Here is a 12,392-nt window from a genome sequence, read left to right as displayed (position 1 = left end):
CCCTCATCACTCCCAAATCCCCCCGAGGTTCAGTACCGCCTATGTGGTTCAACGGTTTTCTCGACCTGTCGCCCTGGCAACTGGTGGCAGTTACCCTGGTGCTGACGCATATCACCATCGTCAGCGTGACCGTCTACCTGCATCGCTATTCCGCCCACCGTGCACTCGACCTGCACCCTGCGTTGCAGCACTTCTTCCGTTTCTGGTTGTGGTTGACCACAGGGATGAACACGCGCGAATGGACCGCGATCCACCGTAAGCACCATGCCAAGTGCGAGACCGTCGAGGATCCGCACAGCCCGGTGCACAAGGGCCTGTTCACCGTTCTGCGCGCAGGCGCGGAGCTGTACAAGGCCGAGGCGAAGAACCAGGACACCCTGCGCATCTACGGCAAGAACTGCCCGGACGACTGGATCGAGCGCAATCTCTACTCGCGCTTCCCGATCGGCGGCGTGGTGCTGATGGCGCTCATCGACCTGGCCCTGTTCGGCGCCCTTGGCCTGACCGTCTGGGCCGTGCAGATGGTATGGATTCCGTTCTGGGCCGCCGGCGTGGTCAACGGCCTCGGCCACGCGGTCGGCTATCGCAACTTCGAATGCCGCGACGCCGCCACCAACCTGGTGCCCTGGGGCATCCTCATCGGCGGCGAAGAGCTGCACAACAACCACCACACCTACCCGAACTCGGCCAAGCTGTCGGTGAAGAAGTGGGAATTCGACCTGGGCTGGGCCTGGATCAAGCTGTTCAGCTTCCTGCGCCTGGCCAGGGTCGCCCGGGTCGCGCCGATCGCCCATCGGGTCGAGGGCAAGCACAGCCTGGACATGGACACCGCCATGGCGATCCTCAACAACCGCTTCCAGATCATGGCGCAGTACCGCAAGCTGGTGATCGCGCCGCTGGTCAAGCAGGAAGTGGCCAAGGCCGACGAGTCGGTGCGCCACCTGTTCCGCCGCGCCAAGCGCCTGCTGTCGCGCGAGACCAGCCTGCTGCAGGACCGCCACCACGTGCGCATCGACTCGATGCTCGCCCACAGCCAGGCGCTGAAGGTGATCTACGAGAAGCGCCTGGCGTTGCAGCAGATCTGGGCCAAGACCAGCGCCAACGGCCACGACATGCTGGCGGCGATCAAGGACTGGGTGCATGAGGCGGAAGCCAGCGGTATCCAGTCGCTGAAGGAGTTCGCCGCGCAACTGAAGACCTACTCGCTGCGTCCCGCCTGACGCCTGGCGCGCCCTCGCGGGTGCGTCAGCCGCCTCTGCAACGCGCCGGCTCCTGCCGGCGCGTTGCGTTTCGGCGTCGCCAGTGCGACGCCCCGCCGATACTTCTCTTCCTCCGCAAGTCGACTTGCCTGATCCGGGATTCAGCCCGGGCGGCGCCCGGCCTATCTTCGGCGTGCCCAGGCGCCACGCCGGGCGTCACGCAGAACAACAAGAAAAGGAGCGCGGGCGATGTTGCTGGATTACCTGATCATGCTGGTCTACGCCCTGGCCATGCTGGGCCTGGGCTGGTACGGAATGCGCAAGGCGAAGAGCCAGAGCGATTTCCTCGTCGCCGGACGCCGCCTCGGCCCCGGCCTCTACCTGGGAACCATGGCCGCGGTGGTGCTCGGCGGCGCGTCGACTATCGGTACGGTCAAGCTCGGCTACCAGTTCGGCCTGTCCGGCTTGTGGCTGGTGTTCATGCTCGGCCTGGGGATCATCGTCCTCAGCCTGGTGTTCTCGCGGCAGATCGCGCGCCTGCGGGTGTTCACCGTGACCCAGGTGCTGGAGCAGCGCTACCAGGCCTCCTCGCGCCTGATCGGCGGGGTGGTCATGGTCGCCTACGACCTGATGGTGGCGGTCACCGCGACCATCGCCATCGGCTCGGTCACCGAGGTGGTATTCGGCATCCCGCGGATCCCGGCGATCCTCTGCGGTGGCGGGATCGTCATCGTCTATTCGGTGATCGGCGGCATGTGGTCCCTTACGCTGACCGACATCATCCAGTTCGTGATCAAGACCGTCGGTATCTTCCTGGTCTTGCTGCCGTTGTCGATCGACGGCGCCGCTGGCCTGGCGCGCATGCAGGAGGTGCTGCCGGCGGGCTTCTTCGACCTCGGCCACATCGGCCTGGATACCATCCTCACCTACTTCCTCCTGTACTTCTTCGGCGCGCTGATCGGCCAGGACATCTGGCAGCGGGTGTTCACCGCGCGCAGCGAGACGGTGGTGCGCTACGCCGGGCTTGGCGCCGGCGTCTACTGCATGCTCTACGGCGCCGCCTGCGCGCTGATCGGCGCGGCGGCGCGGGTCCTCCTGCCGGACCTGGCGGTGCCGGAGAACGCCTACGCCGAGATCACCCGCGAGGTACTGGCGCCGGGCCTGCGCGGCCTGGTGGTGGCGGCCGCGCTGTCGGCGATCATGTCCACCGCCAGCGGGTGCCTGTTGGCGGCGGCCACCGTGCTGCAGGAAGACATCTACGCGCGCTTCCTCCGCCCCGGTACCACCAGCGACATCCGTCTGAGCCGTTGCATCACCCTGCTGATGGGCGTGGCGATGCTGGTCCTGGCGTGCCTGGTCAACGATGTCATCGCGGCCCTGAGCATCGCCTACAACCTGCTGGTCGGCGGCCTGCTGGTGCCGATCGTCGGCGCGCTGCTGTGGCGCCGGGCCAGTCCGCAGGGGGCGATCGCCAGCATCGTCGCCGGTTGCCTGGCGGTGATCGCCTGCATGGCCCGCGACGGCCTGCTCGCCAACTCGCCAATCGTCTACGGCCTGCTGGCCAGCCTGGCGACCTTCGTCGCGGTCAGCCTGGCTACCCGTCCTGCCGCCAGCCTGCGAGCCCAGCCGGAATGAACCCACCGCGCCGGGCGGCGCCCGGCGCTTTCTTCCCGCCACACGGAGACGCCCCATGTCGAACGACCATCCGCAGCCCCTCGACGCCGCCGAGATTCCACGCTTCGCCGGCATCCCGACCTTCATGCGCCTGCCGGCGTTCACCGACCCGGCGGCGCTGCAGGTCGGCCTGATCGGCGTGCCCTGGGATGGCGGCACCACCAACCGCGCCGGTGCCCGCCATGGCCCGCGCGAGGTGCGCAACCTGTCCAGCCTGATGCGCAAGGTGCATCACGTCAGCCGCATCGCGCCCTACGACCTGGTGCGGGTCGGCGACCTCGGTGATGCGCCGGTGAATCCCATCGACCTGCTCGATTCGCTGCGCCGCATCGAAGGCTTCTATCGCCAGGTCCATGCCGCCGGTACCCTGCCGCTGTCGGTCGGTGGCGACCACCTGGTGACCCTGCCGATCTTTCGCGCCCTGGGTCGCGAGCGGCCGCTGGGCATGGTGCATTTCGATGCGCATTCCGATACCAACGACCGCTACTTCGGCGACAACCCCTACACCCACGGCACGCCATTCCGCCGGGCCATCGAGGAAGGTCTGCTCGACCCGCTGCGCACGGTGCAGATCGGCATTCGCGGCTCGGTGTATTCGCCGGACGACGACGCTTTCGCCCGCGAGTGCGGCATCCGCGTGATCCACATGGAAGAGTTCGTCGAACTGGGCGTCGAGGCGACCCTGGCCGAAGCCCGGCGGGTGGTGGGCGACGGGCCGACCTATGTGAGTTTCGACGTCGACGTGCTCGACCCGGCCTTCGCGCCTGGCACCGGCACCCCGGAGATCGGCGGCATGACCAGCCTCCAGGCCCAGCAACTGGTCCGCGGCCTGCGCGGGCTGGACCTGGTCGGCGCCGACGTGGTGGAAGTCTCGCCGCCGTTCGATGTCGGCGGCGCCACGGCGCTGGTGGGGGCGACCATGATGTTCGAACTGCTCTGCCTGCTTGCCGAGTCGGCCGCGCGAAGCGCCTGACGGCGTTCCGCCGGCCTGGCTTTGGCGCTATAACGAAGGCGGACCGAACGCCATGGGGGCGGGAATGCTGGGCAACCTCAACGACATCGACCTGCGCATGCTGCGCACCTTCTGCGCCATCGTCGAGGCCGGCGGCTTCACTGCCGCCCAGGCGCGCCTGAACACCAGCCTGTCGCGCCTGAGCGTGCTGGTGCGCGACTTGGAGGTGCGCCTGGGCTATTCCCTGTGCCGGCGCGGCAACGGCGGTTTCCAGTTGACCGAGGAGGGGCAGGAGCTCTACGACGCCGCGCTCGGCCTGTTCAGCGACATCGCCCGTTTCCGCGAGCAGGTCCGCGGCCTCGGCGGGCGCGATCGCGAGGCGTTGCACCTGGGCTGCGTCGATGGCGTCATCGGCCAGCATTGCCTGCCGTTGCCGCTGGCCATCCGGCTGTTTCGCCAGCGCGCCCCGGAGGTGCTGCTCAAGCTGCACACGCGGCGTCCCGACGAACTCGAGCACGCGGTGCTGGAAGAGCGCCTGCAACTGGCGGTGGGGGCCTTTCACCACCGGTTGTCCGGGCTCTACTACCAACCCCTGTTCCGCGAGGAGCAGAACCTCTATTGCGGCAGCGCGCACCCCTTCTTCGCCCGGGCGGACGACGAACCGGCGCTGGACGAGATCTGCGCCGCCGACTATGTCGGCCGCGGCTACATGGCGGAAAACCACCGCCCGCACGACCTGCGCTTCAACCAGGGAACCGACGCCTACACCATGGAGGCCATCGCTACCCTGGTCTTCAGCGGCACCTACATCGGCTACCTGCCGACGCACTATGCCGCCACCTGGGTCGCCGAAGGGCGCATGCGGGCGATCCGGCCACGGCAACTGGCCTACGACTCGGAATTCCATTGCATTACCCGTCAGGGACACGAAGAACGACCGACCCTGACCCTGTTCCTGCGCTCGCTGTTCGAGGCGCAGAAACAACTGGGCGTGCAGGCTCCGGCGAATACGAACGGCATCGCTCGGCAATTGTGATCAAGCGCACTGGCTGGAGCCTTTCCCTGCCGTTCGGCGGGCATTTCTGTATCGCCGCGACCCCTGCGCTAAGTTGGCGGTCGAACCCGTTCCGCGAGCAGAGCGACGATCCATGGACGACCTAACCGGCATTCCCGAAGACCCGCAGGAGGCCGCGCTGGCCTTGCTGCACAGCCGTGCCGAAGTGGCCCGGCTGAAGGAGCGCGAGCAACTCTTCAGCGCCTTGCTGGCCAGCGTCAACTCGGTGCTCTGGGCCTACGACTGGCAGAACCGGCGAATGGTCTACGTCAGTCCCGCCTACGAGAAAATCTTCGGCCGTTCCGCGGCGCTGCTGCTGGCGGACTACGAGGAATGGCGCAACAGCATCTACCCGGACGACCTCGACTACGCCGACAGCAGCCTGCTGCAGGTGCTCGAACGTGGCGCCGTGGAACAACGCGAATACCGCATCGTGCGTGGCGACGGCGAGGTCCGCTGGCTCAACGACAAGTGCTTCGTCAGCCGCCAGGGCGAGGCGGGACTGCCGCTGATGGTGGTGGGCATCGCCGAGGACATCACCGACAAGAAGCACATGGAGAGCGAGCTGCAACGGCTGGCCACCACCGACGTGCTGACCCAGAGCAGCAACCGTCGCTATTTCTTCGACAGTGCCGAGGCGGCCTTCAAGGAGTGTCGCCGCGAGGGGATACCGTTGGCGTTCCTGCTGCTGGACGTCGATGACTTCAAGAAGATCAACGACCGCTTCGGCCACCAGGTCGGCGACCAGGTCCTCCAGCGTATCGCCCAGAGCGGCAGTGCCGCGCTGCGCCGTGGCGACCTGTTCGGGCGGATCGGCGGCGAGGAGTTCGCCGTGCTGCTGCCCGGCTGCGACGAGCAGACCGCGCGACAGATCGGCGAACGCCTGCAGCGCGAGGTGCAACGCCTGCGCTTCCAGGAGGGCGAGCACAGCTTCGGGATCACCGTCAGCCAGGGCCTGACGGTCCTCCAGGCCGATGACGAGGGACTCGGTGCCCTCTACAGCCGGGCCGACGCCGCGATGTACTCGGCCAAGCGCCAGGGCAAGGACTGCATCGTCGTGGGCTGACCACTGGGCAAACGTTTCCGTTTTGTCGACGGCGCCACGGAATACCTCTTTGGGGAGGCGACCGGCAGGTCGCGGCTGCGGTACAATATTCCTTAAAGCTATTAAATATGAATAATTAATTCTTTTTAGGTTTATTGCGGATATTTTACTGTTTATTACCCACGCGCTATAAAGCGCGGGAAATAACGATTTCTGAAACGTGGCGGTAACTCGCCAGAAAGGAAGCTGTAATAGGCGGTTTTCTGCCGACACCCTTCGGCCCGTCAGCCGGGAGAAGGGCAGGAAGCCCGAGAGGACGCGAAGGCGGAGCCCGATGGAAAGATTGGCTTACAAATTGCCTTCACTGGCGGTGGGTCGAGACACCCGCCGCACAATAACAAGACACGAGTACGCCCATGCACACGCTTCCGTTCGCTGCCTCCCTGCCTGCTTGCCTGCCCCGTCGTTCCATCGTCGCGGGTTGCGCCGTTTCCTGATCCATCGAATGCCGAGTTTCGCGCGCGCCATCTTCCGGGATGGTACGGCGCTCAGTGTTTCAACGACCGGTCGGGCCCACGCGTTCCACTTCCCCCGACCGGAAGACAATTAGCAATACCAATGGGGAAAAGACCAATGAAGAGTCGCAAGATCAACAAGTCACGACTGGCCCTGGCCATCACTGCCGGTACCCTCGGTGCCCTGGCGCAACAGGCGGTCGCCGCCGGTTTCATCGAGGACAGCAAGGCATCGCTGACCCTGCGCAACTTCTACATCAATACCGACAACCGCAATGGCACCGCCTCGCCGAGCAAGCAGGAAGAGTGGGGCCAGGGCTTCATCCTGAATTACCAGTCGGGCTTCACCCAGGGCACCGTCGGCTTCGGCGTCGACGCGCTGGGCCTGCTCGGCGTGCGCCTGGACGGCGGCGGCCGTGCCGGCAAGAGCGGCCTGGACCGCCAGCCGGGCACCGTGTTCCCGCTGGAAAGCAACGGCGAGCCGGTGCACGACTTCGCCAGCCTGGGCCTGACCGCCAAGGCCAAGGTGTCCAACACCGAGTTCCGCTACGGCACCCTGCAGCCGAAGCTGCCGGTGGTCACCTACAACGACGGCCGCCTGCTGCCGGTCACCTTCGAGGGCGGCCAGGTCACCTCGACCGACCTCAAGGACTTCACCCTGGTTGCCGGCCAACTGGAGCACTCCAAGGGCCGTAACTCCACCGACAACCGCAGCCTGAGCATCGCCGGCGCCAACGGCAGCAGCGCCAGTTCGCGCGACAGCAACAAGTTCTACTACGCGGGTGGCGACTACAAGGTCAACAAGGACCTGACCCTGCAGTACTACTACGGCAACCTGGACGACTTCTACAAGCAGCACTTCCTCGGCCTGATCCACAACTGGCAGATTGGCCCGGGCGTCCTGAAGACCGACCTGCGCGCCTTCGACAGCAGCTCCGACGGCAAGAACGGCAGCCGTTCCGGCCGTGCCGACGGCTACGTCAGCAGCGGCTACTACGGCAGCGGCGTGACCAAGGGCGAAGTCGACAACCGCGCCTTCAGCGGCCTCTTCACCTATACCGTCAGCGGCCACAGCATCGGCGCCGGCTACCAGATCCTCAACGGCGACAGTGACTTCCCGTTCCTGAACCGTGGCGATGGCGAAGGTTCTACCGCGTACCTGATCACCGACGTGCAGATCGGCAAGTTCCAGCGTGCTGGCGAGCGCACCTGGCAGGTCCGCTACGGCTACGACTTCGCCACCGTCGGCGTGCCGGGCCTGACCTTCAACACCATTTACCTGAGCGGCGACAAGATCAAGACCGCCCGCGGCGACCAGAGCGAGTGGGAACGCGATATCTCCCTGGCCTACGTGATCCCGGACGGCACCTTCAAGGGCCTGGGCTTCACCTGGAAGAACGCCTCCTTCCGCAGCGGCCTGCCGGCTGCCGGTTCGAGCAACAACCAGCGCGACCAGGACGAGAACCGCCTGATCGTCAGCTACACCCTGCCGCTGCTGTAAGCTCCGGCCGGACAGGAAAAAGCCCGCGTCCTCCTGGAGGACGCGGGCTTTTTTCATTCATGGCGCCACTCGGCGTGCCGGGCCGGCCAGGGCGAACAGCGCCGCGGCTTGCCATCCGCCCTGCGGGATGCCCGTCAGGCCTTGCGCGGCGCCGGTTGCTGCTGGGTGATGCAATGGATGTTGCCGCCGCCGAGGAGGATCTCGCGCCCCGGGACCATCACCACCTCGTGCTCGGGGAACACGCGCTGGAGGATCGCCCTGGCCTCGGCGTCCTTGGGATCGTCGAAGCTCGGCGCGACGATGCCGCCGTTGACGATCAGGAAGTTCACGTAGGAGCCGGCCAGGCGAATGGAGGGATCGCGCGGCTGGCTGCCCTCGACGATATCCACGCCGTCGCACTCTTCCTGGGTCGCGTACAGCGGGCCGGGGATCGGCATCTTGTGTACCACCAGCTTGCGTCCCTTGGCGTCGCGGCTTTCTTCCAGCACGCGGAGGGCGGCCTGGCAGCGCAGGTAGTTCGGGTCGTCCTGGTCGTCGGTCCAGGCCAGCAGCACCTCGCCGGGACGCACGTAGCAGCAGAAGTTGTCGACGTGGCCGTCGGTCTCGTCGTTGTAGAGGCCGTTCGGCAGCCAGATGATGCTCTCCACCGCAAGGTAGTCGCGCAGGGTCCGCTCGATCTCCGCCTGGCTCAGGTGCGGGTTGCGGTTGTGGTTGAGCAGGCATTCCTCGGTGGTGATCAGCGTGCCTTCGCCGTCGACGTGGATCGAGCCGCCCTCGAGGACGAAGTCGTCGGTGCGGTAGCGGGCGCGCCGTTCGATCTCGAGGATCTTGCGTGCCACCTGGTCGTCGCGCTGCCAGGGGAAGTACAGGCCGCCTTCGAAGCCGCCCCAGGCGTTGAAGCCCCAGTCGACGCCGCGTACATCGCCCTTGTCGTCGATGACGAAGGTCGGGCCGGTGTCGCGGACCCAGGCATCGTCGCTGCTGATTTCCACGACGCGGATGTTGCCGTCGTCGAGGCGTGCGCGCGCGTTCTCGTACTGCCCGGCGCTGGCGCAGACGGTGACCGGCTCGAAGCGCGCGATGGCCTTGGCCACCGCGGCGAAGGCCGCCTGGGCCGGCTTGCCGCCGTTGCGCCAGTTGTCCGGGCGTTCCGGCCAGACCATCCAGGTCTGCTCGTGGGGTTCCCATTCGGCGGGCATGCGGAAGCCGTCGGCGCGTGGGGTGCTGGTCGGGTTGCTCATCGCTGCTCCTGAAATCGTTGCTATGCGCGGCGGACGCCGGCGCGGAATGCGCGGGGCGTCCCCGCGCGGATCGTTTCCCGAGGCCTCACGACTCCAGCGAACCGTCGAGGGTCTTCAGCGGACCGTAGAGGTTCGGCCGGCGGTCGCGGAACACGCCCCAGGCGCTGCGGGTGCGCTCCAGCGCATCGAGGTCGAAGGTGTGGACAAGGATACCTTCCTCGGTGCGGTTCAGCTCCTCGACTTTCTCGCCGAACGGGTCGGCGATGAACGAAGAACCATAGAAGGTGATGTCGTAGCCATCCTGCTCCTCGCGGCCGATGCGATTGGAAGCCACCAGCGGCATCAGGTTGGCTCCGGCATGGCCTTGCTGCACGCGTTGCCAGTGATCGCGCGAGCTGATGCTGGCGTCGTGCGGTTCGCTACCGATGGCGGTCGGGTAGAACAGGAGTTCCGCGCCGAGCAAGGCCATGCTGCGCGCCGATTCGGGGAACCACTGGTCCCAGCAGATACCGACGCCGATCCGTGCGTAGCGGGTCTGCCAGACCTTGAAGCCGGTGTCGCCCGGATTGAAGTAGTACTTCTCGTGGTAGCCCGGGCCGTCCGGGATGTGGCTCTTGCGGTAGACCCCGAGGTTGCCGCCATCGGCGTCGATGACCGCGATGCTGTTGAAGCGGGCGCGCCCGGCGCGTTCGAAGAAGCTGATCGGCAATACCACCTGCAACTCCCGGGCGAGGGCCTGGAAGTGGGCGATGGCGGCGTTCTCCTCGACCGTGGTGGCCAGCTGCAGGTAGTCCGGGTTCGGCTTCTGGCAGAAGTAGGGGGTCTCGAACAGTTCCTGGATCAGGATGATCTGCGCACCCCTGGCGGCGGCCTGGCGCACCAGTTTCTCGGCGCGGGCGATGTTCGCCGGACGATCCCAGGAGCAGGCCATCTGGGTGGCGGCGACGGTGACGTTGCGGGTCATGGAGCACCTCGTGTGCTGGCTCGGATGGCTGCCGGGCTTGGCGGCGGCCGGTTGTGGGTCGGGCGGGCGGGAACGGGGTGTCGCGCCCGATCGAGTGATGGGCGGATTTATATCCGATAAAAATCGGACTGTGAAGCGGTTTAAGAGGGTGTTATGGATTTTCTATCGATTTAAATCAGATATAAATCCGGATAATGGTTCGCTACGCTTTTCCAGGATCGGCGGCAGGTAGAGCCCCAGGTAGGCGTCGAACACCCGCATGCCTTCTTCCGCCAGGCGTGCGTCGATGATCCCGTGACGCTGGACCGACAATGCGTAGACGCGATCGCCTAGCTCCATGGCCAGGCTGAAGATCTCGATATCGGTCGGCAGCGGTGGCAGCAGGAAATGCCGCTCGAACAGGGCGCGCATGGCCTGGCCGAGTTGCACGTCATGCTGGCGATCGGCCTGGGTGACTTCGGCCAGGCCGTGGCTGGCGAGAATCAGTTGGCGGGCCGCCGCGTCGCGGGCGTAGACCGCCAGCATGCGCTCCTCGACGATCCGCGACAGGTCGCGCCAGCAGCGCAGGCCTGCATGGTCCACCGGCTGTTCGAGGCACGCGCGGAAGGCGGCGTGGACCTCGCCGGTCAGCCCCTGGAGCAGGGCCGGCACGCTGGGGAAGAAGTGGTAGACCGACGATGGCGGCATTTCCGCGCGTTCGGCCACGCTATAGATGGTCAGGCCGCCGATGCCTTCGTCGGCGAGCAGGCCGCGGGCGGCGTCGAGGATCGCGGCGATCCGGGCCTGGCTGCTGGCGCGGGGCTTGCGGGTGGACGAGGTGGGCTGCATGGCGGGTCTCCGGGCGTGAGCGGCTATTGGACGCCAGCTCACGCGACCGGGGCAAGCCGCTCACTGGCTGGCGCCGCGGAAGGCCTTCCAGATCTCGTCGACCACCGGCCGGAGCTTTTCCGGCGGCGTTTCCAGGGCGAACAGGCGGCGGCTGGTGTCGCGGTCCGGATACAGGCCCGGTTGCTGGCGCAGGGCGGGATCGAGGAAGCCGGCGGCGTCGGCGTTGCCGCTGGGGTAGAGGGTGGCGGCGGTGATCTGTGCGGCGATCTTCGGTTGCATCAGGTAGTCGATGAAACGGTGCGCCTCGCGTGGATGCTGGGCGCCGGCCGGGATCACCAGGTTGTCGATGAACAGCACCGAGCCTTCCTGCGGTACCTCGAAACTTACCGGCTGGCCCGCCTTGGCCGCGCGCAGGGCGTCGCCGACCCAGGCCATGGCCAGGCAGAGGCGACCGCCTTCGAGGTCGGCGATGTAGCGCTCGCTGTCGACGTAGCGCAGGTTCGGTCGCAGTCCGTGCAGCGCCTCGGCGGCGCGGCGTACCTGGCTCGGCGCAGTACGACCGAGGTTGCGGCCCTGGTAGTTGAGGAGGATCGCCAGGGTTTCGTCCGGCGCGTCCAGCAGGCTGATGCCGCAGCTTTTCAGGCGCTGGCTCTGGCTGGCGTCGAACAGCAGGCTCCAGCTGTTGGGCAGCGGCCCGCCATAGGCGGCTTCGGCCTGCGGGGTATTGATGGCCAGGCCTACGGCACCCCATAGATAGGGGACGGCGTGGCGATTGTCAGGATCGACCGCGGCCAGTTTGCTCAGCAATTGACGGTCGAGATGGCTGCGGTTGGGCAGTTGGGTGAAGTCCAGCGGCCGCAGCAGGTTGTCCTTCAGCAGGGCCGGCAGGGTGTCGTGGGAGGGGACGGCGACGTCGATCGCCTCGCCACTGCGCAGCGCCTTGTCCAGTTCCTCGGCGGTGGCGAAGGTGTGGTACTCGACGCGGATGCCGGTGTCCTTCTGGAAGGACTCGAGCACCTGCGGGTCGATGTAGTCGTTCCAGTTGTAGACGCGCAGGGTCTCCTCGGCCTGGGCCAGCCAGGGTGCGAGGGCGAGGAACAGCAGGGCGGAAAGGCGGGGCATGGAATCTTCTCGCTGGACGGAACGGAGCGGACGATGGTGCCGGAGCCAGGCGGCAGAGGCATTGATGCAGGCCAGCATCGAGTCTGGCGGGAGGCGTGGCGGCAGGCTGTGCCGTGGCGCACATTTCCCGGTTCCGAGAAAAGGACCGGGGCGGTTTCCCAGACACAGACGCCCCCGCGTTGAGTGTCTGCGAAACCGCCCCGGATTTCGCTGCGTACGGCGCCGGCCCAGGACCGGCGCGCCGATACCGCTACCTCAGACGGTATGCAGGTACCAGTTGTACTCGAGGTCGGAGAT

At 66.6% G+C, this 12,392-nt stretch carries 10 protein-coding genes; 6 read left to right on the top strand and 4 right to left on the bottom strand.

Annotated elements, in window-relative coordinates:
• The first annotated feature begins 41 nt into the window (after positions 1–41).
• The 6 genes from desA to HMPREF3014_RS24910 all read left to right on the top strand — a co-directional run bounded on the left by desA (position 42) and on the right by HMPREF3014_RS24910 (position 7,940).
• Entirely contained in the window at positions 42–1,220 is a 1,179-nt protein-coding gene (gene desA / locus HMPREF3014_RS24935; protein WP_003104496.1) for a delta-9 fatty acid desaturase DesA, read from the top strand.
• Between the two features lie 228 nt (positions 1,221–1,448).
• Positions 1,449–2,834, top strand: coding sequence for a sodium:solute symporter family protein (locus tag HMPREF3014_RS24930; protein WP_023086901.1), 1,386 nt, complete (start codon positions 1,449–1,451; stop codon positions 2,832–2,834).
• 55 nt (positions 2,835–2,889) lie between these two features.
• Positions 2,890–3,846, top strand: coding sequence for an agmatinase (gene speB / locus HMPREF3014_RS24925; protein ID WP_003104498.1), 957 nt, complete (start codon positions 2,890–2,892; stop codon positions 3,844–3,846).
• Positions 3,847–3,898: 52 nt separating this feature from the next.
• Positions 3,899–4,861: a LysR family transcriptional regulator gene (locus HMPREF3014_RS24920; protein WP_003128540.1), complete on the top strand. Its 963-nt coding sequence runs from the start codon at positions 3,899–3,901 to the stop codon at positions 4,859–4,861.
• A gap of 112 nt (positions 4,862–4,973) precedes the next feature.
• Positions 4,974–5,945, top strand: coding sequence for a GGDEF domain-containing protein (locus HMPREF3014_RS24915; protein ID WP_003104500.1), 972 nt, complete (start codon positions 4,974–4,976; stop codon positions 5,943–5,945).
• Positions 5,946–6,557: 612 nt separating this feature from the next.
• Positions 6,558–7,940: an OprD family porin gene (locus HMPREF3014_RS24910; protein WP_003084265.1), complete on the top strand. Its 1,383-nt coding sequence runs from the start codon at positions 6,558–6,560 to the stop codon at positions 7,938–7,940.
• Positions 7,941–8,074: 134 nt separating this feature from the next.
• On the opposite strand, the gene aguA is transcribed toward HMPREF3014_RS24910, so the two are convergent.
• The 4 genes from aguA to HMPREF3014_RS24890 all read right to left on the bottom strand — a co-directional run bounded on the left by aguA (position 8,075) and on the right by HMPREF3014_RS24890 (position 12,095).
• Positions 8,075–9,181: an agmatine deiminase gene (gene aguA / locus HMPREF3014_RS24905; protein ID WP_003144947.1), complete on the bottom strand. Its 1,107-nt coding sequence runs from the start codon at positions 9,179–9,181 to the stop codon at positions 8,075–8,077.
• A gap of 85 nt (positions 9,182–9,266) precedes the next feature.
• A complete protein-coding gene (gene aguB, locus HMPREF3014_RS24900; protein WP_003111119.1) occupies positions 9,267–10,145 on the bottom strand; it encodes an N-carbamoylputrescine amidase in 879 nt (292 codons plus the stop codon).
• Positions 10,146–10,307: 162 nt separating this feature from the next.
• Complete coding sequence (locus HMPREF3014_RS24895; protein WP_003107783.1) at positions 10,308–10,973, bottom strand: TetR/AcrR family transcriptional regulator; 666 nt, start codon at positions 10,971–10,973, stop codon at positions 10,308–10,310.
• A gap of 60 nt (positions 10,974–11,033) precedes the next feature.
• Positions 11,034–12,095: a polyamine ABC transporter substrate-binding protein gene (locus HMPREF3014_RS24890; protein WP_003160940.1), complete on the bottom strand. Its 1,062-nt coding sequence runs from the start codon at positions 12,093–12,095 to the stop codon at positions 11,034–11,036.
• Between the last annotated feature and the right edge of the window lie 297 nt (positions 12,096–12,392).

It is taken from the genome of Pseudomonas sp. HMSC065H01 (assembly GCF_001815235.1).
GTDB lineage: Bacteria > Pseudomonadota > Gammaproteobacteria > Pseudomonadales > Pseudomonadaceae > Pseudomonas > Pseudomonas aeruginosa.
The sequence above is the reverse complement of the archived record's forward strand: the minus strand, read 5'-3'. Positions and strand labels throughout refer to the sequence as shown.